The organism is Legionella sp. 39-23 (assembly GCF_001897665.1).
Lineage (GTDB): Bacteria > Pseudomonadota > Gammaproteobacteria > Legionellales > Legionellaceae > Legionella > Legionella steelei.
This window is the reverse complement of sequence record NZ_MKTO01000004.1, coordinates 150,694-176,582: the sequence shown is the minus strand read 5'-3', so window position 1 is coordinate 176,582 and position 25,889 is coordinate 150,694. Positions and strand designations below refer to the sequence as shown.

Below are 25,889 nucleotides of genomic sequence, written 5' to 3'. Positions count from 1 at the left end.
AACATCGGCAAAATGAGTTTTTTTTGCAAAATAGCTCGTTAAGTGGATTTTAATTCAGGTTGAGCTTTTAAAGCCCAACCTGTTTGAGCGTTACATTCCAGAGTAATTAGGACCACCACCTCCTTCAGGCGCATTCCAGACAATATTTTGTCGAGGGTCTTTGATATCGCAGGTCTTACAATGAATGCAATTTTGAGCATTAATTTGTAATCTGGGACCATGTTCTTCTTCAACAATTTCATATACTCCTGCAGGACAATAACGACCTTCAGGGAATGCATAGGTTTTTAAATTGACTTCTATTGCCAATTGAGGTTTTTTTAATACGAGATGGCAGGGTTGATTTTCCTCATGATAGGTATTGGATAAAAAGACAGATGAAAGCCTATCAAAGGTAAGAACTCCATCAGGTTTAGGGTAGTCGATTTTCTTGGCTTTGTTGGCTGGAATCAACGTATTGTGATCGGCATGATTGGTTAGGGTCCATGGTGAGTGGCCACGTGTAATATAAGTTTCAAGTGCTGCATTGAGCAAACCTGGAATTAAGCCGTATTTAAATCCTGGTCTGATGTTGCGTACAGAACGAAGCTCACCATGCAGCCAAGAGTTTTTGACTTTTTGAGGGTAAGTAGTTAGTTCAAATTGGGGCGTGTTTTCTTGCTGCAATGCCTCGAAACATGCTTCAGCTGCAAGCATGCCCGATTGCATTGCGGTGTGTATTCCTTTTATTTTAGGAACATTAAGAAAACCAGCCGCATCACCAATTAATGCACCACCTGGAAAAGTAAGTTTCGGTAAAGATTGCCACCCACCTTCATTCAGTGCACGTGCACCATAGCTGATTCGTTCGCCTCCAGTTAAAACAGGCTGAATTAATGGATGTGTTTTGAGCCGCTGAAATTCCGCGAAAGGATTTAGCCAGGGATTTTTATAATCCAAACCCACAACAAAACCAATGGCAACACGATGATTCGATAAATGATACATAAATGAACCGCCGTAGGTTGCGTGGTCCATTGGCCAACCTATAGTATGAATGACTTTTCCGGGTTGATGTTGTTCTGGTTTGACCTGCCAAATTTCTTTTATACCCAAACCGTACGTTTGTGGGTTGGTTTTGTCTCTAAGATGATAGCGCGCCATTAGGCCTTGGCTAAGTTGCCCACGACATCCCTCAGCAAGCAACGTCTGTTTCGCAAGTAAATGCATACCTGGTTGGTAATTATTGGTTTTTTCTTTATTTTTATCGAGGCCCACGTTCCCAGTTGCCACACCAATAACTTGGTTTTGATCATTATAAAGCGCTTGCACGGCAGCAAAACCAGGGTAGATCTCACAACCCAGAGATTCAGCTTGTTGCGCAAGAAACATGCAAAGCTCACCCAGGCTAATAATATAATTGCCTTCATTATGCATTGGTTTGGGCGTAGGTAGTTTGTAGGCACTTTTTTTAGATAGAAAGTAAAACAGATCTTCAGTTACTGGAGTATCTAAAGGCGCATCCTGCCAGGTTTCTGGGAGAAGCTCTTTAAGGCTTCTTGGCTCTAAAACTGCTCCAGAAAGAATATGAGCTCCAACTTGAGCGCCTTTTTCCAAGATGCACACCGATAATTCTTTTTGGGCGGCTAAGGCCAATTGTTTCAATTTAATCGCGGCAGATAACCCCGCCGGTCCTGCACCGACGATGATTACATCAAATTCCATGGTTTCGTGTTCCACACGCGCTCCTAACTGTGATTACAAAGGATAAAATAATCGCTTTTCTATGCCTTAAGATCAAGATTTATATTGAAAATTAGTGAGTCGATGTAATAAATAAAAAATACACAACTAAGGGCAGTATCATGAGTGTTTGTAGCTTGGATGCAGCGAAGCGGAACCCGGGGATTAGTGCCCGACTTTTTATCTGCAACCTGGGTTACGGCTTTGCCCTAAGCCTGGCCTCATTGATTATCTAAATATATAAAATCTAGGGGCTAGAAAATGAAGTAACAGAATGTTGCAAAATAAGCTAAACTCATGTGTAGAAAATCCAAAAGGAGCTTGTGCATGAAAACAATACTTGGTCTCTTGCTTCTCAGTTGTTCCATGATGGCCTCCGCAAATGATAATTCAACCATGGACGTGAGTGTAAATAATCCCAATTTTGTAGTGACTTTACCAGCAAATCCAACGACAGGATTTCAGTGGAAGGTTGTCCGGTATGATAAAAATCTATTAATTCTTAGCAACAGTGCTTATGAAGGAACGAAGACTAATCTTATTGGTGCTGGTGGGCAAATGCATTTCACTTTTGAATTAAAGAAAGGGAAAAGTTACCCTGAAAGTACTGTGCTTGTTTTTAAATATGCGCGCTCCTGGGAGCCTAAAACTGCAACAATTAAAAAAATTAAAGTGAACTTTGTAAAAAAAGATGGAAACTAATGGTGGGTGGCACCTGGGTGCTCAGCACCCAGGCTACAAGACATCATCATGCTTTTTTAAAAGGCAAATATCTTGGTTCCCAAAACATATCTGCTACTAATTTTTCCAAATCGGCATCATGATTTTTTTGCGCAAGTCCGGAATCTATAGCACAACGTGCTACGGCTACTGCAATTTCTTTAGCAACAGTTTGCGCATCATCTAATGAAGGCAATAATGGTAAGTAGCTTTCTTTTTTGCTTGGTGCAAACTTACACAAAGCATGGGCCGCAGCCAAGATCATGTCTTTTGTTAATTTTGTTGCATTAACAGCAAGAACACCTAATCCTATTCCTGGGAAAACCAGTGCATTATTGCATTGGGCAATTTGCACCATGCGATTATGGTATTCAACTGCAGGGAAGGCTGTTCCCGTAGCAATTAATGCTCTTCCTTGGCTCCATATTAAGATATCAGCCGGTTTTGCTTCACACTTTTCATCAGGATTAGATAACGGAAAAATGATAGGACGTTCACAGTTGACGGACATGGTTTCAATGATGTCTTGAGAGAATGCTCCTGGCTGAGCGGAACAACCAATAAGAATAGTGGGTTTCACATGTCTTACTGTGTCAGTAAGTGATGGGTGTTGTTTTTCATTAATCGCCCATGCTTCTATTTCTTTAGGGGTACGTGCGTAGTATTTTTGTGCTTCGGTAAGGTCTGGGTCTGTGTTGAGTAATAATCCTTGGCGGTCAATTAACCAGAAGCGTTGATAAGCTTCTTCGGGACTAATCCCTTCGCGAACCATCGCATCAACAATTTGATCACTAATCCCTGTTCCTGCTGAACCTGCACCAAAGACAACAATGCGTTGTTCATGTAATTTTGAACCTGTTACATCACAGGCTGCTAATAATGCCGCTAAGGTAACTGCACCAGTACCTTGAATATCATCATTGAAGGTACATAATTGATCTTGGAATTTTTCCAGAATGCGTCGCGCATTACCACGACCAAAATCTTCCCAGTGTAAAAATGCATTGGGAAATTGTTTGTGGATTTCATGAACAAAGGTGGAAATGAAGTCATCATATGCTGCGGGATTGATGCGTGGATGACGACATCCTAGATACATAGGATCATTGAGCAGTTCCTGATTGTTCGTACCGACATCAAGGAAAACGGGGAGGGTACGAGTGGGCTCAATTCCACCACATAAACAATAAACCATGAGCTTAGCAACAGGAATATCCATTCCTCCGATTCCTTGATCACCAATACCTAAAACTCCTTCACCATCTGTTACGACGATCACATCAATTTCAGGATTAGAGCGATTCTTTAATATTTCTTCTATTTGATTTTTATCTGAATGAGAAATATACAATCCTCGAGGTTGTCTGTATTCATGGCTGAAACGTTTCACCGCGGTGCCTACTATAGGCGTATATATTGTAGGCAGCATTTCGCCTAAATGTCGGTTAATCAATTTATAGAAAAGAATCTGATTTTTATCATGTAAATTGTTTAAATAAATATTTTGTTGTAAGCGAGTGGTATAACTTGAATATTGCAAATAGGCGCGTTTGACTTGTTCATCCAGTGTTTCAACTCGATGAGGAAGTTTCCCTAACAGTCCGAACTCTTTTCTTTCCTCATTTGTGAAAGCTGTCCCTTTATTTAATTGGGGCGTAGTGAGGAGCGGTTTCCCACAAAGAGAGGTTTCAATATATTGCTCTCCTGTTTGTGGATCACGTAGCAATTTAAAATCAAGCATGGTTATCTCATAAGATGGCGTTAGCAGTTGTCTAATGATAATATCGCTTTTTCGTCGTTTATAATAGGTTGAGTATGAATAAATATTTGGCAGTGCTACTCGTAATTTTAGGGCTAGCATCGTGTTCGACTAAAGATGAACATTATTACAAATCGCACCCCAATGAATTGCAGCAAGCGATAAAAAGCTGCCCGCAAAGACAGCCGCAGGGATTGACCTGTGAGCAGCTAGAAACTCTTGCTAGCCGCATGAATAAACTAGCATATCAATTACAACTTAGTCCTCAAGGTTTTGGGAAAAAAATCATGGCCTTGCAAGAGACAATTGCGAAACAACGAGCACAATTAAAAGCCGAAACCACTAATGAAAATTTACAAGCCGATTTAACTCAAAATGAACGTGACTTAGCTGATTATTTAGCTGTAGTTAGATGGTTTGAATCACCGACGAGTTAAAAATGAACGTATTGATAAGCAATGATGATGGGGTTTTTGCACCTGGAATTAACATATTAGCTAAAGAATTATCTACTTTTGTAAACATAGATGTCGTTGCTCCAGACAGAAATAGAAGTGGTGCAAGTAATTCTTTGACTTTATCTCAGCCAATAAAAGTCAAAAAATTGGATAATGGTTATTATAGTGTTGAAGGTACTCCAACTGATTGTGTGCATTTGGCAGTCACTGGTTTTTTAAGTACTGAATTTGACATGGTTGTGTCTGGAATTAATGAGGGAGCTAATTTAGGCGATGATATCCTCTATTCGGGCACTGTAGCTGCCGCAATGGAAGGACGTTATTTGGGCTTGCCTGCTCTTGCAATTTCTATGGTAGGAGATAACATCCAGCATTATGAAACAGCAGCAGTTATCGCCAAGCAATTGGTGATGAAGTTGGGTCAACACAGTCTTCCTTCTCAAACCATTTTAAATATTAATATTCCTGATGTGCCCTTGGATAAATTAAAAGGATTGCAAGTGACTCGATTAGGAACGCGGCATGGTGCTGAACCTGTTGTAAAGGATCAAGATCCTAGAGGGCGGCCTATTTATTGGATCGGTTTGCCTGGACCGCAAGCAGACGCAGGTCCTGGAACAGATTTTTATGCGATAAGTGAAGGGTATGTTTCAATCACACCACTTCATTTGGATATGACGAATTACAAAATGTTTGATCAACTGGCTAATTGGCTCGATGGGGTTTGCATTGAATAAAACAATTTGTTTGAGGTAATAAATGATAGTTACACTGTGCAAAAGATTTTTATGTCTTTTCCTTGTCATGACCTTAGTGGGTTGTGGGGGTAATTTAGCTCCAGTTACTGAGTTGAAGTGGAATCCTTGGCGACAAAAAGTTTATATTGTGAAGCGTGGCGACACACTTTTTTCCATCGCTTTCCGGTATGATACTGATTTTAGAACTCTGGCTCGCTTGAATCATATTTATCCTCCTTATGCCTTAAGAGTCGGGCAGGTAATCAACTTGCAAGGTATTGTTCCTCGGCACAGACAAACAGCACGTCGGCCAGTGCCAATAAGGCATTATTATGTTGCTCCTAAAGCAAGACCTTCAGTAATTTATTCGCCTGCAAATAGATATGCCCGTTCCTCCTCTGGATGGTTGTGGCCTGTGAGCGGACGTGTGATCACATCATTTGTTCCAGAGCAGGGCAAAAAAGGCATAAATATTGCTTGTAAAAAAGGTGAGAAAGTCATTGCCGCAGCAGGAGGAGTAGTTGCCTATGCTGGAAGTGGTTTGGCTGGCTATGGTAACTTAATTATTATTAAGCATAATCATGAATATTTAACTGCTTATGGTAATAACGCGCGAATTATGGTTTCCGAGGGACAGCATGTAAACGCAGGGCAAATAATCGCAGAAGCAGGGGTTATTGACCGCAAGTATACGGGTGTTCATTTTGAAATCAGGAGATCAGGTGTACCAGTCAATCCTTTGAATTATCTACAAAAAGGTTGACAGATAGCTTATAGTTATAGCAACAATAATCTTTGTTTTGAAGTATAATGTAGTTATGGAATAAATTTGGCAACATGACTAACACTATGGTGAAAAAGAATGCACGAAGACGATGAGTCAATTAAAGAACCAGAAATTAAGGACGGAGATTGGCCTGAGCCAGATGATGAATCGCTCTTAGCGGAAGAGGAGATTGATTCGCTTCTTGAAAAAGATGGTGAGGATGAAGAGCTTCATGATTTTACGGATGATATCGCCTTCCCAACTTTTCGTGGCAAAGCTGCACTTAAAATGATGGATGCGACTCAACTGTATTTGAGTGAAATTGGATTTTCTCCTTTACTCAGTGCTGAAGAAGAAGTGCACTATGCAACTCTTGCTTTGAAAGGGGATGTTGCTGCTCGCAAAAAGATGATTGAATCCAATTTACGTCTCGTTGTTAAAATTTCACGTCGTTATCTTAATCGTGGTTTGCCTCTTCTCGATTTAATTGAAGAGGGAAATTTAGGGTTAATGAAGTCTGTTGAAAAGTTTGATCCTAAACGCGGTTTTCGTTTTTCCACTTACGCCACATGGTGGATTAGACAAACGATTGAACGCGCGATTATGAATCAAACGCGAACAATTCGTTTACCTATCCATGTAGTTAAAGAACTGAATGTATATCTTAGAGCGGCAAGACAACTCACACAAAAATTAGATCATGAACCTTCACCTGAAGAAATTGCAGAAATGGTTGATAAACCTCTGGAAGATGTGCAGAAGTTGTTGGGGTTAAACGATAAAGTGACTTCTGTAGATACTCCAATAGGTTTTGATGAAAATAAATCACTATTGGATACTATTGCTGATGAAAACAGTGTAAATCCTGCAGAACTCTTAACTAATGAAAACTTGCGATTGCATATAGAGTCTCTATTAGATAAATTGACTGAAAATCAACAACAGGTTATTGCAAGAAGATTTGGCTTAAGAGGGTTTGAAAAAGCAACTCTTGAGGATGTGGGTAAAGAAATAGACTTAACGCGAGAGCGTGTTCGACAAATTCAAGTCGAAGCATTAAAGACATTGCGTGGCTTGTTGGAAAAAATGGGATTAACACAGGAAGATTTGTTCTAAACGTCCAATTACAAAAGTATGCCAGTGAACTGTTTATTTTAGCCTGAGTAAAACGATGGTTCAAATTTCGTTTTGTCCAGGCTATTTTTATTATTAAAACCTGAAAATAAGGAGTGTGGTTGTAATGAAAAAAATGATTTTATCTGCATTGATTGTTTTATCATCAGCGGCTCATGCAGAACAATTAGCAACATTTACCGACATTGCTGATTCAATATCTCAAGGAAAAAAAATTACACTGGTAATGAATATTCAAGAATGCAATGCTCAAAAAGCACCTGCGAATTCTATTGTTGCCTCAGTTCAACCTACTGCTTTTCTTGTTATTGATAATAATCGAATTGCTACTTCGCTGAAGCATTTTACACTGGATAATCCTCTTGCTCGCAACAATCCTGTATTTGAATTTGTTAAATACAATATAAATGCGGATGGAAGTGTTTCTATAAAAAATACAGTAATGAATGCTCGCAATTATCAGCAACTTGCAAGCTTTCAAATTGACTGTGCTTTAAATAAAGGATTTAAGGTTTTTGGTTAAACATTTTTAATGTAGCCTGGGTGTGGCGAAGCGAAACCCGGGCTAAAAATCAGAAGGACAATGTTTAAGAACATTCAAAATTTGCTTTAAGTCCTTGCCAGCAGTGCGCATAATCTTTTTGCAGCTGAGGAATGCGCATTGCCTGCTCTGTAACCAGCCATACATCTCTAGTTTCAAACATGAAGGCCAAAGTATTTAAATAAGGTTCAGGTGTAAGTTTTTGCGCTACCGCATTTTCATAACTTATTTGATCTGGTCCATGCGGGGTCATGCAATTGTGGATACTTACTCCTCCCGGTGAGAATCCTTCTTTTTTCGCATCATATTCACCACGTACAAGCCCCATAAGTTCATTCATGTAATTTCGGTGGTAATAAGGCGGTCTAAATGTATGCTCAGAAACCATCCATCGAGGTGGGAAAATGACGAAGTCTAAATTGGCAACGCCGGGTGTGTCACTTTCTGAAGTTAATACGGTAAAAATACATGGATCAGGATGATCAAAACTTACTGTATTTATTGTATTAAATAAGCTTAGATCATAACAATAGGGCGCATAATTACCATGCCATGCGACTACATTAAGAGGGGAATGATTGCATTTTGCCATCCATAATTTATTTTGATACTTACATATAAGAGTGGCTTCGGTAATACCTTGTTCAAATGCTGCAACTGGGTATTGAAAATGTCGAGGGTTCGCCAATCCATTTGCGCCTATAGTCCCTAATTGAGGTAGAGTAAGCGGGCTACCGCTGTTTTCACAAAGATATCCTTTGGTTTCCGCATCAACAAGCTCCATTTTAAATTTAACACCGCGAGGAATGACGGCTATCATACCAGGGCATACATTAAGTTTCCCAAACTCAGTATGTAAATTGATTTCACCGGAGTAAGGAACAAAAAGCATTTCTCCATCATTATTTGCAAAGTATTTATTTTGCATGGAACGAGTGCAATGATAAATGTACGCATTCACATTAATACTTCCAGCAAGATGAAACATTCCTTCTACAAAATCAAAGTTCTCTTCTTTAAATAGGTCTATAGGGGACCAACGCAAGGGATTGGGGGACTGTTCCGCATGATACGGTTTAAACAGTTCCATTTCGTGGGCTTGATAAGTGCCTTGAACTACAGAAGGTAATATTCGGTAAAGCCAACTATGTAAGTTATTCTGTCTTGGACGTGTAAAAGCCGTGCCACTTAATTGTTCAGCATAAAGTCCTAAGTTACAGTGTTGTGGTGAATTTTGGCCGCTGGGTAAAGCACCTGGAACTGCTTCAGTTTGATGATGATTACCAAATCCTTGCAAATACACTGTTGATCTCCTTTAGCGTTATGATTCACTGAGTAGTCTGCTGTCTTGTAGTGCGGAATAACACCGTGTAATCCGCGAGACTATGCCCTTATCCCAAGCATAGCGAGGGATCTCCATAATGTACCACCGCGTTATTTTGGAGATCCTCGTTGCACTTGGGATGACGACAAGACAAAATTAAAAACTTAATGCTGGTGGCTACTATAGTCTAAAAAAGTTAAAAATGTCGAGTCCAAATGTACGTTAAGTTATTCTTTTTAACAAAAGAGCATGTATAATTTATGCAAAATTAAATAAGGTTTTGGGGTAACATTATGGCAGGTCATAGTAAGTGGGCAAATATTAAATTCCGTAAAGGAGTGCAAGACGCAAAACGTGGAAAAATATTCACTAAATTAATTCGTGAAATTACTGTCGCAGCTCGTATGGGAGGAGGTGATGAGTCTTCCAACCCACGATTAAGAGACGCAGTAAAAAAAGCGCTGGCTGCGAATATGAAGCGCGATACAATTGATAATGCCATCAAACGAGGTGTTGGTGGACTCGATGGCGACGCAATGATTGCTATGCGTTATGAGGGGTATGGACCTGGCGGGGTTGCAGTACTTGTAGATTGTTTATCAGATAATAAAAACCGAACTGTATCCGACGTACGCCATGCATTCACGAAAAACGGTGGAAATTTAGGGACAGATGGTTCAGTATCTTATCTCTTTACCAATCAGGGAGAGATTCTTATGACTTCTGGACAGTCTGAAGAGCAGGTTATGGAAATTGCCATAGATGCAGGAGCAAATGATGTTTCTGTAGATGAAGGACAAATTGAAGTGATTACACCAGTTGAGGCATATCATAGTGTATTAAATGCACTTACTGAGGCGGGTCTAGAAATTGAGCAATCACATTTAACTATGCGAGCTCAAACTTTGGTTTCTATCGATGATGAGTCAGCAGAAACCCTATTGAAATTAATTGACATGCTGGAAGACTTAGATGATGTTCAAGAAGTATACAGTAATGCTGAGTTCTCAGAAAAATTATTAGAATCAATAAATTAATGACCATCATTTTAGGGATAGATCCCGGATCACGGATTACCGGATACGGTTTGATAAAAGAATCAAACCGTAAAATCGAATACATTGATAGTGGCTGTATACGTACTAACCCAGATGGTGAATTAAGCCAAAAATTATTGCAAATATATGATGGTATTTGCCAATTAATGGACCATTATTCGCCTGCCGAAGTAGCGATCGAACAAGTATTTATGCATGAGAATCCCAATTCAGCTTTAAAGTTAGGACATGCTCGTGGTGTTGCTATGGTTGCAGCAGCATCCCACCGTGTGAAAGTCAGTGAATATTCAGCGCGTGCAATTAAACAAATGATTGTGGGTTATGGTGCTGCAGAAAAAGCTCAAGTAAGTCATATGGTAGTGCATCTGCTTGCATTGAATAAGGCACCCCAAAAAGATGCTGCGGATGCATTAGCTATAGCGATATGTCATAGTCATATGCGTCATAACGTATCATCTATGATAGGCAGGCAAGGATTAAGGAGAAGAAAAAGATGATTGGTTGGTTGGATGGGCATATTATTGATAAGCATCAACCAGGAAAATTGGTTCTTAATGTCCAAGGTGTTGGATACGATGTGGAAACATCATTAAATACCTTTTTTCAGTTGGAGAGCATTAATAGTTCGGTAGGATTGCACATACATACGGTAGTTCGTGAGGATGCTTTATTACTGTATGGTTTTCTGGAGCGACAAGAAAGAGAGTTGTTCAGAGCTTTAATAAAAGTAAATGGCATTGGTCCAAAAGTTGCCATGTCAATACTTTCTAGTACTACACCAAATGAGTTTATTCAATGTATTCAACAAGAAAATGCTTCCTTTTTAATGAAATTGCCTGGTATAGGTAAAAAAACTGCAGAGCGTTTAGTTATTGAAATGCGTGATAGTATAAAACAATTTTCTGTGTCCGTTGCTAACTCGCTCAGCAAAGCAATTCCAATGATGAGCGGGCCGGATGAAGCAGTGAGTGCTTTGGAAGCTTTAGGCTATAAACCTCAAGAGGCATTAAAGGCCGTCAATAAAATAAATGATGGTTCTAAAAGTTGTGAGCAGCTAATTCGTGATGCACTACAAGTTTTAGCGATTCGATAATTGTAGCCTGGTAACAGCGCAGTGGAACTCCGGATGATTAATGCTAAATTCCCGGGTTCCGCTGCGCTGCACCCAGGCTTCAATGAACAAAAAAAGATTCACTATTATTCTTTAATAGGTAAAAAGAATCGTACAATTAAACCTGTGCCTTCTTTTGGCGTATCCATCATCAGTCTTCCACCATGCAACTCGGCAATTTGTTGAACTATTGCCAAGCCAAGACCGCTTCCTGGACTCTTATTTCCGAGGACACGGAAAAAACGTTCGAAAACACGTGGTTGTAATTCTGAAGGAATACCTGGGCCATTATCACTAACTTCTAGCATTATTTCGTTCTGCCGCTTGGCTAAACGCACTATAATCCGACCATGTTCATTACAGTAACGTATGGCGTTATCTACAAGATTGCGAATTAATATTCCTAGAGCAGTTGAATTGCCATAAATAGTTAAGTTTTCCTCATCGCTTTCAAATTCAAGGTCAATTTGTTTTTCCACAGCAGCTGGTGCAAGCATGGCCAGTATTTCTCGGGTTAGCCTACTTAGATTGACCTCATCCTTTTCTTCCATGTGAGCTGCTTCAGGCACAAGACGGCTCATAGTCAGTAACTGCTGGACTATATGTGTACTACGGTTAACGCTGGCAATAAGCTTTTGTAATGCCTGATTTTTTTCTTCTATATCATTAGAATGTAAGGCAACTTGTGCTTGTGTTTTAAGTGCAGCAAGTGGGGTGCGCAGCTCATGTGCCGCATCTGCAGCAAAACGCTTTTCGCGTTCAAATCCTTCTTTCAGTCTAAAGAATAATTTATTCAATTCATCGATGACAGGTTTAATTTCTTCGGGCACTTCGTGTAAATCGACTGGTTCAAGATGGCTGGGAGCACGGTTGGCAACTTCTTCGGCAACTTTATCCAGGCTATCTAATCCTCGACCAATAATAATCCAAATTAACAAGCCAGATAACGGAAAGGTTAAAAGCATGATATAAAGATCATCTTGAGCAATTCGATGGCCAAGCTCATTTCGCGTATCATAGCGCTCAGCTAAAACAGTGCGGATTCCTGCTTTATCATTGTATGTAGTAAATACACGCCAATCCTGGTTTGATATTTTTTTATCACTAAATCCATCAACTTCCGAGGTTAAAGGAATTTTTGGTGCTGAAGATGAGTGTAACAGTAATTTTCCGCCATTGGTCCAAACCTGAAAATTAAATTTATCGAGATAATTTTCTGGGGGTTCTTCATTTAAAAATCTTTTCTGATAGTAGGTATCAATTTTTTGCGGGATTGTTTCGAGTGCTTCTTGAATTTTAGCAAGAGGACGCTGGTGGAGGTCCTCTCCCAATAAAGCTTGATATGAAAGCGCAGAAACTGCCATTAGACTATCCAAATGTTCCTGAATATCCTTTTGATCAAGGTAATAGTTACCTATAGCAGTTAATGTGGTCGTTATCGTAATGGCCAACAACAGATTGATGAGAAGAAATTTTCTTATAGATGATTTCACGATACAGCGATACCATCATTTTTTTCTGCCATATATCCAACGCCTCTAATGGTTCTAATAAAGTTGGCATTAAGCTTTTTGCGTAAATTATGTATATGAACTTCTAATGCATTACTGTCTACATCCTCTTCCCAGCCATAGATGCTTTGCATGAGTTGTTCGCGTGATAAAACTTGGCCGCTGTTTTCTAGAAGTTTCTGTAACAGTGCGAATTCTCGGCGTGGAACATTAACTAAAACATCATCAACAAATACCGAATGAGCAGCGGGATCTAGGGTAATATTTCTATATTGCAGAACTGAATCAGCTCGTCCCTGTGAGCGCCTGACTAAAGCTCTGATGCGTGCACTGAGTTCATTGAGATCGAAGGGTTTTATTAGATAATCATCTGCGCCACTATCCAAACCTTTTACACGGTCTTCAACTGATTCTCGGGCAGTTAAAATAATAACGGGAGTAGGATTGCCGTCATGGCGTACACTTTGTAGTAATGCGAGTCCAGAGAGTTTAGGTAAACCTAAATCCAAGATAATTAGTTCAAATGATTCTGATTTTAGAGCAGCGCGGGCGGCTTCACCATCTTTGAGCCAATCTACAATATAACCGAACTGGGTTAATCCTGTTTTGACCGCATCACCAAGTAATTCGTCATCTTCAACTAGCAATAGTCTCATTCTTGCTCCTATTGTTTTTCAAGGCCGGTTTCATCCATATGTTTTGTAAGATAAAAAGCTTGAATTAACACAAAAAGCAGAGTAAAACCAACCCCACCGAATAACTTAAAGTTAACCCAGGCGTCAGTATTATAATTGTAGGCAACGTAAATATTTACTGCACCCATTAGTAGGAAAAACAATACCCATGCCATATTAAGTCTATGCCAAATTTTTCCAGGTAGCGTTACATTGGCCTCCATCATTTTTTGGATCAACGGCTTACTGCCAATGTAACCTGAACTGAAAAAGACTAAAGCAGAGAGCCAATAAATACCTGTTGGTTTCCATTTAATAAACCAGGGGTTATGGAAGAAGAGTGTCGCGCCCCCCAAGACCATGATTATTGCAAGGCTAATTAAATGCATTTTTTCATAATGTTGGAATTTTAATCGATAAAAAGCGACCTGGCTTAAGGACGCAATCATAGCTATAGCAGTTGCAGTATAGATACCGAAAAATTTGTATACTATAAAAAATAAAACTATAGGAAAAAAATCAAATAGTAATTTCATATATTTTAATACTATAAAATAAGTTACTTTGAGTATAACACAAGTTTTTGTGCTCTCCTCCTTGCTTTATGCCAGAAATGTAAAATAATTGCTAATAACGGGTAATTATGTGGTTCGTAAAAACGATTAGCCAATTTCTGAAGCAGAATGATTAAGAGCTAAAATCAATAATAGTTTCTAGTTGCTTAAAAGACAAAGTTACCCAACAAATAATTTTTGTCCACTGTAGAGTGGATCATTCCGTTTAAGGCTAGGGTTTAATGCGATGATACGCTCTATTTTAGTTTGATGTTGTTGCGCTATGCTACTAAGACTGTCACCCTTTTTTACAATATATTGGATAGGTTGATTTACTTTTTTCCAGATTACAAGTTGTTGTCCTGTTTTTAAAGGTTGATTGTTTGCTAATCTATTCCATCTCTGAATATCTTGAATACTGACGTTATAAGTTTTTATCAGTTTTTGATAAGTATCATTTTCTTGAACAATGTGAATGACACGATGATTTCGTGCTGCAATGATATGATGCTCTAAAGGGATGGTTGCAGCGGTGGGTTCTTGTTTCACAACAACAGGAGTATTTTTGGTACTCGGAATTAAAATAGATTGATTGAGTCTAATTTGATTACTTGTTAGCTGATTTAGCTGTTTAATAAAACTAACTGTTGTGTGATAACGAACAGCAATATTGTCTAGGCTATCTCCTGGTTTTACTGTATGTATTTCCCAGCTTACTCGTCGTTCTTCAGGAAGGTTGGCAAGATTAAAATTGAATTGTTGTACTTTCTCAGCGGGAATAAGCAATTTAATTGGTTTATGAGGATCTGTGGTCCAGCGGTTAAATCCTGGATTTAATTTAATTAACTCTTTATAACTAATTCCCGCCATTTTTGCGGCGTGGTTTAAGTCTATTGGGCTTCCTATACTGACTTCCTCGAAATAAGGAATATAGGGTATTTCGGGCAGTGTTAATTTATAGCGTCCCGGATCTCTAATGATTTCTGCTAAGGCGAGCAATCGAGGAACATAAGCTTGGGTTTCTTTGGGAACAGTTAATTCCCAAAAATTTGTTGTGCGAGCTCCTGTGGCTTTGATTGCCCGATCAATCGTTCCCTCTCCAGCATCATAGGCTGCTATGGCTAAAGTCCAGTTGCCATTAAAGAATTTATTGAGATAAAGCAGATAGCTTAGCGCGGCATCAGTGGACGATCTGACACTGCGTCTGGCGTCAAACCACCAATCTTGTTTTAGACCTAAACCAGCCCCCGTTCGTGGCATTAATTGCCATAATCCTGCTGCACCGGCCACAGAGTAAGCAAAAGGGTCAAACGCACTTTCAATCATAGGGAGGAGAGCCAGTTCACCAGGAATCTTTCTTTTTTTAACTTCATCAATAATATGATAAATGTAGGGTTCTGCTTGGCGGCATACTTTATGAATATAGCTAGGATGGGCTACTAACCATCGGATTTGCTCTTGCACTTCAGGACGTGAGGTTTCGTGATTTAAAGTGAATTCGGCACGCAATACTTCCCATACGTCAGGAGCTGCATATGCTAACTCATTAGTAATGCCAAAAAAAATGAGTAACCAGAATAAAAATACTTTTATTTTGAAAAACTTAAATTTCAATGGCAATTACCTATGAATATTATTAGCTACTGAGTTTACTAAAATTAGTTATAGGATTAAACCCTATTTGCATTCGATTAATCCATAAAGGATTAAATCAGCTCTTTCTGGTTAATTATTTAAACAGGTTTTTTTCTTCTCTTAGAACTTTAAATATTTCTAATGAGTTATTTGATGATGCTCTATGCGCCAATGCGTATTTTTGTACTTCAGAATTATCAGTGCGTAAAAAAGGATTAATTAATAATTCTTGTTCTAATGTTGATGGAAGGGTACACGAGCTGGGTGCGCTATGTATTTTCTGCAAGTATTTTTGAATAACAGAATTATTGGGCTCCACAGTTTGTGCAAAGCGTAAATTTTGTTGGGTGTATTCATGAGCACAAAAGATTTTTGTAGTAATGGGTAATGTTTTGAAAAGATTTAGTGACTGATGCAGTTGCTCTAAAGTTCCATCAAAAACACGTCCACAACCGGCAGAAAAAAGTGTGTCACCACAAAACAATAATTCGTGTTGGGGCTCATAATAACTAATATGACTTGAGGTATGTCCTGGATTGAATAAAATTTTAAAAATACAGCGCCCAACTTGGATGGTTTGATGTTCTTGCACGGTATGAGTTATATTGGAGATGCGAGAATCATTTGGACCATACACGATGCATGTAGGATAGGTTTTGAGTAATTGACCCACACCGCCAATATGATCTTGGTGATGATGAGTTAATAAAATGGCTCGTAGTTTCAGCTGATGTGCATGTGCAAATTGCAATACTGGCTCAGCGTCACCAGGGTCCACACAGTCAAATACCCCTGTGGTTTTATCAATAATTGCCCAGATATAATTATCTGAAAAAGCAGGAATGGGGAAAATAGTCATGAATAGCTCTCAATAATATAAGAGGAGACACCTGGGTTAAAATAAATTTTAAGTGAATTTAATATTGTTTGCATTTCTTCTGCCAAAGTGAATGGTGGATTTATAACCCACAAACCACAACCGGACATTCCTCCCATCGGAGCTGACGTCAGGCTAAATTCAATGTGTAAGGCATTTTTTGCGTTGATTTCTTTCATATATCTATTGAGTCTTTCCGTTAGTTTTTTATCGACCAATGGATACCAAAGACAATATACTCCTGTAGCAAAACGAGAGTAAGCGTGTTTTATGGCAAGGGGGATTTCCTTGTATTCTTCTTTTATTTCAAACGATGGGTCAATGAAAATCAGCCCTCTTTTTTCAGGTGGCGGCAGTAATGCTTTCATTGCAGCTACGCCATCCGTCCTACTAAAATGTACTTTTTTATTAAAGCACGGCAGTTGGCTCAGTGCTTCAAACTCTCTAGGATGAAGCTCGCAAAAATACATTCTATCTTGCATGCGTAACTTGTTTATTGTGAAAAACGGAGAGCCGGGATAGCTTCGTAATGCATCAGTAAGGTTGAGTTCTTTAATGACCTGAATGTAGTCTTGAAACACAGCGGGTAGGGCGCTTTTTTCAGACCAAATCAGTTTTATGCCTTGTTTGTATTCCTGGGTTTTTTCCGCTTGTTTATTTTTTAAATCATATAAGCCTTTTCCTGAATGAGTCTCAAGATAAAATAGAGGCTTTTCTTTACGTGTTAAGTAGTCCAGAAGACGTGTTAAAGCGAGGTGTTTGATGACATCTGCAAAATTTCCTGCATGATATCCATGTTGATAACTGAGCATGTGGTTCCTAAAACATTTTTGTGATTGTCTACTATACTCCTTTTAAGAGAGTATAAAAGGGGAAAGCTATGGCGCTTCACGAAGATTATGATGACCAATCGTTCTCTGATTATAATTATGATGAGGATATAGACTCTTCCGCGCATCGAAAAAACGTTAGACGTATGCTCGAAGAAAAGCTCGAGCGTAAGCGTTTAAAAGAAGAGTTTAAAGATGATTTTGATGAATTGAGTGGTGATTTTGATTGGGATGTTTTAGATAAATAATTTATTTTTATCCTGGGCGTAGCGTATGCGGGCCCAGGAAATAAAATGTTTTGCTTTTCTATTTATTTCTTAGCATTGCAGCCTTTAATGTATTTTCAAGCAGTGTAACTATAGTCATAGGTCCTACGCCCCCAGGTACGGGCGTAATCCATGCGACTCTGTTTACAGCATCTTTAAAATCTATATCTCCTCGTATGCTGCCATCTGCCAATCGATGAATGCCAACGTCTATAATGATTTGCTCTTTCTGAAGCCATGAGGTATCTAAAACATCCATTTTACCTGTTGCCACTATGACAATATCCGCGATACGGACAAATTTTTCTAATTGTTGGGTGAACTTGTGGGCAATAGTGACTGTTGCTCCTGCGAGGAGTAGTTCTAGGCTCATAGGCCGCCCAACAATATTCGATGCACCAATCACAAGCGCGTGTTTTCTTTTAACGTCGATCTGATAGTGTTGCAATAAGTGCATGATGCCCAGCGGGGTACATGGGCGCAATAATGGATTACGTTGAGCAAGTCGTCCTAAATTATAAGGGTGGAAGCCATCAACATCCTTTTCTGGTTTAATGTGCTCAATGATGACGCGCTCATTAATGTGCTTAGGCAATGGTAGTTGAATGAGAATCCCATCAATTTGATCCGCGCGATTTAAATCATCGATCAGCTTCAGTAGTTCTTCTTGTGTTGTTTCTTCAGGTAAATCAAAAGAGTGAGAGGTAATACCCACATCCGCGCACGCTTTACGCTTATTCGCTACATAAACAGAAGAGGCAGGATCATTGCCAATGAGAACAACGGCAAGACCCGGGGCGCGCTGAGTTTTTTCTATGTGCTCACGCACGTGGTCTTTTAATGTATCTCGACGAAGAGAGGAGACGACTTTTCCATCAATTAAAGATGCTGACATAGTTACCCAGAAGAAAAGCAAGGTAATAAATTATGAATTAGAGGGGGTGGTAATGCAATAGGACAAACGATACTGGTAATTCATAAAACGTCATAACCTCTGGTGTAACCTGGTCGTATTAGCTGTTTAATTTGTTTCTCAATAGATTGTAGATCCAGGCAATAATATAACTGCCAATGAATGTACTTACAGCTACGGCTGCGCCACCTAACAAACATTGAAGCAAAGTAAAGTCGTAAGTAATGTATAGTGCTCCCATCGTGCCATTAAAGGGCTTTCCAGTATTAAAAATTAAAAGAATCAAGCCCATAAAAATAGTGGATACTCCAGATAAAATACCAAGAGATACTCCTAAAGACATGGGATCTATTTTGCCAAATGTCATGATAATTGCCTTATGATTCATAATAACGATTCCATTATTAATCATTATCATAGTCATTGGAAGTAGTTCATCATGTGCCATAAATTGAAAACTTGTATTCGATAGCATGTAATTTTTATCATGGCAAAAAAAGATGCGTTATATTACCAAAAAAGGTTTGCAGCAGAGTACGATTGACTCATGAGCCTGCTATGTCTATACTGGAAAATCTTTGATTTTATGGTAAATATCGTGGATGAACTTACTGAATTACTTAGGCCATCTTGGGGTGCTGAAAAATGGATTTTAGAAGGGTGGAACAAGATTACTGCGGATGAGAAACAACTCATTAAAAATAGGATAAATGAGTTATTTTGCGATGGTTTACCTTTTGAGCTTAAATCTGACAAACTTTTTTACATTTACACGTTTTCACTTTTAGCGCAGCTTGAAGTTTTAGCGGTTCAAATTCCTCTTAAGTTTGAATCAAAAATGTCGACTGCTGAATACAGAGAGCGTATGCGTCAACAATTGCTTGACGAAATATTTCATGGTTTGGTGTTTACTAAAATTGTTTATATGCTGTGTGCTCCCTACGCATCGCCACCTCCGTACAGTCCGCATATTGAACTTATTTGTAACTTTATCCGTAATGAAACGTGTCCCAAAGTAGCAATTATGTTACTTAACCTTATTGGTGAAGGATGGATCGAGGAAATTTTTGAAAGTTTACATCGTTATGGTGTCGCCCCAAAAGTATTCACAACCATTCTAGAAGATGAACATCGCCATGTGTGTGAAGCGGATTTATATCGTGATATTGGAATGCCCAATGTTGAAGAAATAAAGCCAAAAATCGCTTACCTAGAAGACCAATTGATAACTAATATTTTTATGCAATATAAATATATGTCATCAGTTAGCGCGCTGCTAGGTGTTGATGGTGTTATTCATTTTAAAGAGTCACTCAATAAAAAACATACTCAGCAACTCAGTAAAGTAAATCTCCAACCTACTGAAAATTGGAAAAATTTCATGGAGTTTACAGATGAGTTATTGCCTAGAGTTCAAATTTATACTGATGCAAATCGGGAAGTTGAAATGACTCCCATTCGTAAAGTATTTATGACTCAGTGGGATGGACCAAGTGATCCAACCATGACTGGGCAGTTTAGTATTGATATCTCATGCCTTGATTTTTTTAATAAAAAATTTGCTTCAGAAACTTTGACTACTTTGATGTTGCAGGCGGTTAGTTCATGGATGACATTATCTGATCATCATAGAAATTACTTAAGCTTTAGAAAAATCTTTCAAACCAAAGAAGCCTATGTTGGTCTGGTCGTCATGTTGCCAGGATGTGGCGATCATTTAGGTACGATTGTTTTTGAAAATTGCCATAATCTTAGTTTTTATGAGTTGTCCGCAAAAATTCGAGTCATTGTGAATATGATGGCTTATTGTTATAAAAAACGTGAACAACTTGAAAAAACAAATCCACGTGTGCAGCAACTTATGAAAGATATGGTTTATGAATATGCTTATAACACGTATCCATATCCTCTCGCTGGAACTCCTTATATCACATTAAGTAATATTGGTATTTTTGGTTATACCCAATCGGTAGCGCCTCTCCGTAAAACGGAAGCCATGAGATTTACTATAACGGAAGTTGACCGCAAACTTGTTTGGCAAAAAGATACCCAATCATTTGAGCCTAAAGATATGTTGCCAGTATCCATCAGTGCAGATCATCGTATTTTTGATGGTAATTCGACAGTTCCTAAAATGGTAGAAGAGCGGTTTCAGGCTATGTTTGCCAAAATGTCTAAAGAAAAGCCGAAATCAAAACAATTATTGCATCAGCATGAACAATTAGAATTACTTATCGAGCAATTAATTGCAACGAACATTGAAATGGGATATAAGACCTTGATGTTGCTGCAGACCTGCTGGTTTGATTTCATTTCGCTTGAAGAATGTTATGCTGTGTCTAATTATCATGATGCTGCAAAAAACCAAGATCCAACTCGAGAAACGACGCTTATCTAATGTAATCAAGTAGAAAGTTGTATATCCATGCAGCAATATAAGTACTGATGAATGTATTCATGAGTACTATTGCTGCACCAAGGCCAGCATTGGCCAAAGAGGGGTTATATGATAAATACATATTTCCAACCATGCCTACAATGGGTTTATCAGCAAAAAAAACATATGCTGCTAATCCCATAAAGAATGCAGCGATTGCCGATGGGACACTAATAGATATTCCCAAAGCAAGTGGGTTTATTTTGGTGAACTCCATGATTTTTATCCCTATTTTTAATAGTCTTAAATTGATTTCTATTATTAATCATTCTGCTTGAGATGGGAAGCTCATTTTGGCCAGAAATTTTAAAGAAATAGGTTGATGATTTCTGTGAATAATAGGGAATGATAAAGGATGATTCGAATTGGAATTCACAATTGAAATATTTCTAGATTAAATGTGTATTAAAGCGCTAATTGCTTGAATACGTAAGTAAATGATGTTAATTTTTTTAAAACTAATTCTTATGTTCAACCCCCTAAGGGCATGGAGCGCTGATTGAAAAAAACGGCTTTATTTTCATCTTTATTTGCGCTGAGTTTACCTATGTGTGTTTATGCGCTTGGTTTGGGTAAAATGAAAGTGGAGTCAGCCTTAGACCAGCCTTTTCTTGCTGAGATTGAACTCATTGATGCACGCAATGCTTCTTTATCCAATATGAGAGTGGCGCTTGCTGATCCACAAAGTTATCAAAGTTTAGGTGTTGCACGTTCCGAGGTAGTCGGCTCTCTTTTTTTTGATATCAAACAAAATAAACAAGGAAAATTCGTTATAGAAGTACACTCCTCAGCGCGAATGACAGAGCCTTATATGCAACTTATTGTGGAGTTAACTTGGCCTAAAGGACAAATCTATAAAGTTTACACCGTATTGTTAGACCCGCCGGGTTATAAATTAACTAATACAACGGCACAAAGCGGGCTAACTTATCAGCGAAAATTCACTAATTATCACCAAAATACAGCAGTTTCTGCTGGTGAACCGAGTGGGAAAAAGAAAAAACCAATTTATGGTCCTACCTCATCCAATGAAAATGTATGGCAAATCGCTCAAAGATATAAAACTACAGAGGCAATTTTACCGCAAATTGTTTTAGCTATTGTGGGAACAAATCCTGATGCTTTTGTTGATGGCAACTTGAATGGATTGAAAATGGGTGTCCGCCTTAAAATTCCTTCTGATAAAAAGTTCCTTGAGGTACCAGCTGATCTAGCTACTGTTGAAGTAATGGCCCATGATAAGGCCTGGAACGAAAAAACATCGATTAATCATGTGTTGGCTCCACCTTATATTACTGGGCAAGCTTCTAACGCGGTGGTTGAGTATTCACAAATACCTCCTGTGCCAAAGTTTTCTGAGCCCGAAGCTTCTATGCCAGATCGTATTTTGTCTTCAATACCATCTTTGGAAACATCAAAGCAAGTAAGCCCAGAACAAAGTAGGACACTTAAGGCTGAAATATCAATAACCAGTGCCGCGGTAGATTCTTTACGAGAGTCTAATGCTCAGATGACAGAACAATTGAGTTTTTTACACGCGCAAAATAAAAAACTGCAAGAACAATTAGATGCGCGCGATAAAGAACTTCAATTACTTCATAATCAAATTCAAACTATGATGAAAGAGCGCATGGCAATTGCAGGACAAGCCAGCTCTAGCTCGCCTAACAACTCATCTTCTGATTTTTGGTTTTTATTTATGTTATTACTTATTGGTGGTGGAGGCGTTGGTGTTGCTACTTATTATTATTTTAAACGTTCTGATCAAGCAAAAAAAGCCAGATCTACAGCGACTAACTCTTCTACCTTAGCAACATCTTCAATGCTACCTGTTATTAGCCCGAAAGAAGCGGACGGTATGCAGGAGCCACTACAGGAAGTAAAATCAGAGCCTAAATTAGAAGCGTCTGAGTCTGAGTCAAAGCCCGAACCAGAGTTAAAGACTGGGCTTGAGCTACAATCTAAACCCAAATTAAAACCAGAAAGTAAGCTAAAACCTAAACCTGAGCCTGAGATAAAACCTGAGCCTGAGATAAAACCCGAGCCTGAGATAAAACCTGAGCCTGAGATAAAACCTGAGCCTGAGATAAAACCTGAGCCTCAGATAAAACCTGAGCCTCAGATAAAACCTGAACCTGAGATAAAACCTGAACCTGAGATAAAACCTGAACCTGAGATAAAACCTGAACCTGAGATAAAACCTGAACCTGAGATAGAGCTTGAACCCGGATTAAATATGGAGACTGAGACTAAGCCGGAGATAGTTCCTGATCTTGCATCAAGTAGCTCTGAGCAATTAGTTGAGCTTGAAGAAAAGAAGTATTTAGAGTCAGCGGGTATGTCTCCAGAACATAGTTCACTTGCTATTGAGGCTGAGCCCACAGCTACAGATGAAGAGCAATTATTGGAAATGATTCCAACTGAGAATGAAAATAAACCATCTTCTCAGTCTGATGGAAACCAAAACGCGACAAGTGATGCCTCCCAGGAAGATAATCTACTGGAGTTTGAATCAGGTCTACATCACTTACTTACAGAAAACCCAACCCCCAAAGAAAATACTCAAGAACAAATTAGCGAGGATGAAAATAGTTTGGATTTTGTTCCTTCTGCATCTGCCGATGTACATACACAAGAGGATGAGCAGGGTAAAAATCTGGCTAATTTAAAGAATAAAAAAGCATTAGACACACTATTAGCTTTAGCAAGAACCTATATAGGAATGGAAGATATAGAATCAGCATTACATTCCTTGAATGAAGTCATGGAACATGGAAGTAAATCACAACAAGAAGACGCACAACGTTTAATTGATGAGATTAAAGGGAAGTCCTAATATTTTAGTACTTTGTAGTTTTGTAGTCTGGGGGAAGGCGTAAGCCTAAGCCGGGGAGTCTGCAGAAAGTCCCAGGGTTGGCTGTGCTTTACCCTGGTTACACCGCGAAATATAAATTCAGCTTAATAAGGTTCCCATTCACAAGGACTAATTGATTGAGCATATCTAATATTAATTAGCTTGATTATAAAGTAAGCAATTTCAGTGATGAATGTACTATAGTTATAAGATGACTTTAACTTTATGGTCAAGGAATATCAAGAGAGAGAAAAGAACTCGTAGGTCATAAAATATTTCGATTTAGGGTAGGGGGCTCATTAAATTGCAGGAATGGTTGTTTCTATTAGAAGATAGAAGACTGAACTTTTTGAGAAAATTTTTTATATTCACGCGACCATGATTAAAATTACAAATTTCTACGCCATTGCATTTTTAGGATTATAGGGTATAGACAAAACATATACTGTATTATAAATTGATCCTTTTTTTCAGGAATAATCAATGCGTATCGCCTTAGTGCTTGAGTACGATGGTAGCCAGTATCATGGCTGGCAAGCACAAACAGGCTTGCATACTGTGCAACAAGCCGTAGAACATGCTTTATCAAGAGTAGCTGATTGCCCTATTTCTGTTGTGTGCGCAGGTAGGACAGATACTGGCGTGCACGCTACAAATCAAGTAATTCATTTTGACTGCGATAAAGTTCGCAGCATTCGTGCCTGGATTCATGGTGCGAATTCTTTTTTGCCTAAAGATGTTTGTGTTAAGTGGGGAAAAGAATTATCAGAAGAGTTCCACGCACGATATTCCGCTACCGCAAGACGATATCGTTATGTGATTTATAATTGTGCCATTAGACCTGCTTTATTACGAAGTAATGTAACTTGGCAATACAGGCAACTAGATCACCGCTTGATGCATCAAGCAGCCCAAGTTTTACTAGGAGAAAATGATTTTACTTCATTTCGTTCCGTTGAGTGTCAATCGAATACACCTATGCGAAATATCCACAAATTACAGGTTAGTCGCATGGGGGATTTGGTGGTAATCGATATTACTGCCAATGCTTTTTTGCATCATATGGTACGAAACATTGCTGGTGTGTTAATTGCAGTAGGATCAGGTAAGCATCCTGTGGCTTGGGTCGATGAAGTACTTAAAGCAAAAGACAGACGATTAGGTGCTGAAACAGCACCTGCTTATGGTTTGTATTTGGTGCAAGTAACTTATCCTCAGGAGTTTTCTATATTACAAAGTGGTCCGGGGCCTACTTTTCTTTTGGAGAAATAATTGAATCTGGCACGTGTACGAGTCAAAATGTGTGGTATGACACGTAACGAAGATATCGCACATGCGGTTAATCTAGGTGTTGATGCTATAGGTTTGATCTTTTATCCAAAAAGTGCTCGTTGTGTCTCAGTCGCGCAGGCAAAAATTTTATTAAGAGACCTTCCTGCACTTGTAGATGCAGTTGCTGTTTTGGTTAATCCTGAGCGAGATTTTGTCTATGAAATAGTAGAGGAATTACCAATTCAGTTATTGCAATTTCATGGAGATGAATCAGCTGAGTTTTGCCAGCAATTTAATAAACCTTTTATTAAAGCCATTCATTGTGATTCGACAGAACATATTCATCAGGCGGCACGGGATTTTATGACCGCACGTGCATTGTTACTGGATACTCCTTCTAATGTGGCACGAGGTGGTACTGGGTGTGTTTTTGACTGGAGTATTATTCCCCAAAAAGTAGAAAAGCCTTTCCTGCTGGCTGGTGGATTAGATGAGTTTAATGTACTCGAGGCAATTAAATCATGCCATCCTTATGCTGTAGATCTGTGCAGTGGCATTGAGATGTCGCCTGGAGTTAAAGATCATGGCAAAATGAGTCGATTTATGCAGAAATTAATACATAGATAATGTAGTAGTAGCCTGGGTGAAGCGCAGCATAACCCAGGATTAGTAATCCAATATTCCCGGGTTACGCTGCGCTTCACCCAGGCTACGTTTATAAGAAGTAATAAGGTAG

At 38.8% G+C, this 25,889-nt stretch carries 26 protein-coding genes; 15 read left to right on the top strand and 11 right to left on the bottom strand.

Translation table 11 applies throughout. The annotated features are described in order from the left end of the window. Positions 1 to 90: 90 nt before the first annotated feature. Complete coding sequence (locus tag BGO44_RS01945) at positions 91 to 1,719, bottom strand: electron transfer flavoprotein-ubiquinone oxidoreductase (protein ID WP_058512352.1); 1,629 nt, start codon at positions 1,717 to 1,719, stop codon at positions 91 to 93. Positions 1,720 to 2,049: 330 nt separating this feature from the next. Here BGO44_RS01945 and BGO44_RS01940 point away from each other — a divergent pair, with 330 nt between their 5' ends. Further along, positions 2,050 to 2,424, top strand: coding sequence for a protease inhibitor I42 family protein (locus tag BGO44_RS01940; protein ID WP_058512353.1), 375 nt, complete (start codon positions 2,050 to 2,052; stop codon positions 2,422 to 2,424). Between the two features lie 46 nt (positions 2,425 to 2,470). Here BGO44_RS01940 and BGO44_RS01935 read toward each other — a convergent pair whose 3' ends face one another. Next, positions 2,471 to 4,183 (bottom strand): NAD-dependent malic enzyme, encoded by a 1,713-nt coding sequence (locus BGO44_RS01935; RefSeq protein ID WP_058512354.1) that lies wholly within the window; start codon positions 4,181 to 4,183, stop codon positions 2,471 to 2,473. A gap of 74 nt (positions 4,184 to 4,257) precedes the next feature. Here BGO44_RS01935 and BGO44_RS01930 point away from each other — a divergent pair, with 74 nt between their 5' ends. From BGO44_RS01930 to BGO44_RS01910, 5 genes are all read left to right on the top strand, one after another. Continuing rightward, positions 4,258 to 4,638, top strand: a complete 381-nt coding sequence (locus tag BGO44_RS01930) for an EexN family lipoprotein (RefSeq protein ID WP_058512355.1) — start codon at positions 4,258 to 4,260, stop codon at positions 4,636 to 4,638. Positions 4,639 to 4,640: 2 nt separating this feature from the next. Then, positions 4,641 to 5,396: a 5'/3'-nucleotidase SurE gene (gene surE / locus BGO44_RS01925; protein WP_058512356.1), complete on the top strand. Its 756-nt coding sequence runs from the start codon at positions 4,641 to 4,643 to the stop codon at positions 5,394 to 5,396. Between the two features lie 22 nt (positions 5,397 to 5,418). Continuing rightward, complete coding sequence (locus BGO44_RS01920) at positions 5,419 to 6,159, top strand: peptidoglycan DD-metalloendopeptidase family protein (RefSeq protein WP_273199102.1); 741 nt, start codon at positions 5,419 to 5,421, stop codon at positions 6,157 to 6,159. A gap of 99 nt (positions 6,160 to 6,258) precedes the next feature. Beyond that, entirely contained in the window at positions 6,259 to 7,278 is a 1,020-nt protein-coding gene (gene rpoS / locus BGO44_RS01915) for an RNA polymerase sigma factor RpoS (protein ID WP_058512358.1), read from the top strand. A gap of 124 nt (positions 7,279 to 7,402) precedes the next feature. After that, a complete protein-coding gene (locus tag BGO44_RS01910) occupies positions 7,403 to 7,819 on the top strand; it encodes a VirK family protein (RefSeq protein WP_058512359.1) in 417 nt (138 codons plus the stop codon). A gap of 64 nt (positions 7,820 to 7,883) precedes the next feature. On the opposite strand, the gene hmgA is transcribed toward BGO44_RS01910, so the two are convergent. Further along, positions 7,884 to 9,140 carry a homogentisate 1,2-dioxygenase gene (gene hmgA, locus BGO44_RS01905; protein WP_058512360.1) on the bottom strand — a complete coding sequence of 419 codons (1,257 nt, stop codon included), beginning with the start codon at positions 9,138 to 9,140 and terminating at the stop codon, positions 7,884 to 7,886. Between the two features lie 314 nt (positions 9,141 to 9,454). On the opposite strand from hmgA, the gene BGO44_RS01900 reads away from it, so the two are divergent. From BGO44_RS01900 to ruvA, 3 genes are read left to right on the top strand one after another with little or no spacing between them, the layout of a single operon-like run. Next, on the top strand, positions 9,455 to 10,198 hold the full coding sequence (locus BGO44_RS01900; protein WP_273199105.1) for a YebC/PmpR family DNA-binding transcriptional regulator: 744 nt from the start codon (positions 9,455 to 9,457) through the stop codon (positions 10,196 to 10,198). After that, the gene (gene ruvC, locus BGO44_RS01895; protein WP_058512362.1) at positions 10,198 to 10,716 is read left to right on the top strand and encodes a crossover junction endodeoxyribonuclease RuvC; all 519 of its coding nucleotides are present in this window, start codon (positions 10,198 to 10,200) and stop codon (positions 10,714 to 10,716) included. Before BGO44_RS01900 ends, ruvC begins: the two co-directional genes overlap by 1 nt. Further along, positions 10,713 to 11,312 (top strand): Holliday junction branch migration protein RuvA, encoded by a 600-nt coding sequence (gene ruvA, locus BGO44_RS01890; protein WP_058512363.1) that lies wholly within the window; start codon positions 10,713 to 10,715, stop codon positions 11,310 to 11,312. Before ruvC ends, ruvA begins: the two co-directional genes overlap by 4 nt. Positions 11,313 to 11,416: 104 nt before the next feature. Here the strand turns inward: ruvA and BGO44_RS01885 are convergent, their stop codons facing one another. From BGO44_RS01885 to BGO44_RS01860, 6 genes are all read right to left on the bottom strand, one after another. After that, complete coding sequence (locus BGO44_RS01885; RefSeq protein WP_058512364.1) at positions 11,417 to 12,823, bottom strand: ATP-binding protein; 1,407 nt, start codon at positions 12,821 to 12,823, stop codon at positions 11,417 to 11,419. After that, a complete protein-coding gene (locus BGO44_RS01880) occupies positions 12,820 to 13,497 on the bottom strand; it encodes a response regulator (RefSeq protein ID WP_058512365.1) in 678 nt (225 codons plus the stop codon). Before BGO44_RS01880 ends, BGO44_RS01885 begins: the two co-directional genes overlap by 4 nt. A gap of 8 nt (positions 13,498 to 13,505) precedes the next feature. After that, positions 13,506 to 14,051: a septation protein A gene (locus BGO44_RS01875; protein ID WP_058512366.1), complete on the bottom strand. Its 546-nt coding sequence runs from the start codon at positions 14,049 to 14,051 to the stop codon at positions 13,506 to 13,508. 198 nt (positions 14,052 to 14,249) lie between these two features. Beyond that, positions 14,250 to 15,683, bottom strand: a complete 1,434-nt coding sequence (locus BGO44_RS01870) for a lytic transglycosylase (protein ID WP_273199109.1) — start codon at positions 15,681 to 15,683, stop codon at positions 14,250 to 14,252. A 115-nt stretch (positions 15,684 to 15,798) separates the two neighbouring features. After that, positions 15,799 to 16,563: a hydroxyacylglutathione hydrolase gene (gloB, locus tag BGO44_RS01865; RefSeq protein WP_273199111.1), complete on the bottom strand. Its 765-nt coding sequence runs from the start codon at positions 16,561 to 16,563 to the stop codon at positions 15,799 to 15,801. Beyond that, on the bottom strand, positions 16,560 to 17,393 hold the full coding sequence (locus BGO44_RS01860; protein ID WP_058512369.1) for a 23S rRNA (adenine(2030)-N(6))-methyltransferase RlmJ: 834 nt from the start codon (positions 17,391 to 17,393) through the stop codon (positions 16,560 to 16,562). Before BGO44_RS01860 ends, gloB begins: the two co-directional genes overlap by 4 nt. Positions 17,394 to 17,461: 68 nt before the next feature. Here BGO44_RS01860 and BGO44_RS01855 point away from each other — a divergent pair, with 68 nt between their 5' ends. Then, on the top strand, positions 17,462 to 17,659 hold the full coding sequence (locus BGO44_RS01855; protein WP_058512370.1) for a PA3496 family putative envelope integrity protein: 198 nt from the start codon (positions 17,462 to 17,464) through the stop codon (positions 17,657 to 17,659). 58 nt (positions 17,660 to 17,717) lie between these two features. Here the strand turns inward: BGO44_RS01855 and folD are convergent, their stop codons facing one another. Both folD and BGO44_RS01845 read right to left on the bottom strand, forming a co-directional pair. Further along, positions 17,718 to 18,572, bottom strand: a complete 855-nt coding sequence (gene folD, locus BGO44_RS01850; protein ID WP_273199113.1) for a bifunctional methylenetetrahydrofolate dehydrogenase/methenyltetrahydrofolate cyclohydrolase FolD — start codon at positions 18,570 to 18,572, stop codon at positions 17,718 to 17,720. A gap of 118 nt (positions 18,573 to 18,690) precedes the next feature. Further along, a complete protein-coding gene (locus tag BGO44_RS01845; protein WP_237760525.1) occupies positions 18,691 to 18,978 on the bottom strand; it encodes a hypothetical protein in 288 nt (95 codons plus the stop codon). A gap of 210 nt (positions 18,979 to 19,188) precedes the next feature. Between BGO44_RS01845 and BGO44_RS01840 the strand changes: the two genes are divergently transcribed. The 5 genes from BGO44_RS01840 (at position 19,189) to BGO44_RS01820 (ending at position 25,780) form a co-directional block, all read left to right on the top strand. Beyond that, positions 19,189 to 20,988 (top strand): 2-oxo acid dehydrogenase subunit E2, encoded by a 1,800-nt coding sequence (locus BGO44_RS01840; RefSeq protein WP_058512488.1) that lies wholly within the window; start codon positions 19,189 to 19,191, stop codon positions 20,986 to 20,988. Positions 20,989 to 21,047: 59 nt separating this feature from the next. Further along, complete coding sequence (locus tag BGO44_RS01835) at positions 21,048 to 21,305, top strand: hypothetical protein (protein WP_286822650.1); 258 nt, start codon at positions 21,048 to 21,050, stop codon at positions 21,303 to 21,305. Between the two features lie 221 nt (positions 21,306 to 21,526). Further along, positions 21,527 to 23,863: a motility hub landmark protein FimV gene (locus BGO44_RS01830; protein ID WP_286822649.1), complete on the top strand. Its 2,337-nt coding sequence runs from the start codon at positions 21,527 to 21,529 to the stop codon at positions 23,861 to 23,863. 501 nt (positions 23,864 to 24,364) lie between these two features. Next, on the top strand, positions 24,365 to 25,153 hold the full coding sequence (truA, locus tag BGO44_RS01825; RefSeq protein ID WP_058512374.1) for a tRNA pseudouridine(38-40) synthase TruA: 789 nt from the start codon (positions 24,365 to 24,367) through the stop codon (positions 25,151 to 25,153). Continuing rightward, a complete protein-coding gene (locus BGO44_RS01820) occupies positions 25,154 to 25,780 on the top strand; it encodes a phosphoribosylanthranilate isomerase (protein ID WP_273199123.1) in 627 nt (208 codons plus the stop codon). It begins immediately after the preceding gene. The last annotated feature ends 109 nt before the right edge of the window (positions 25,781 to 25,889 follow it).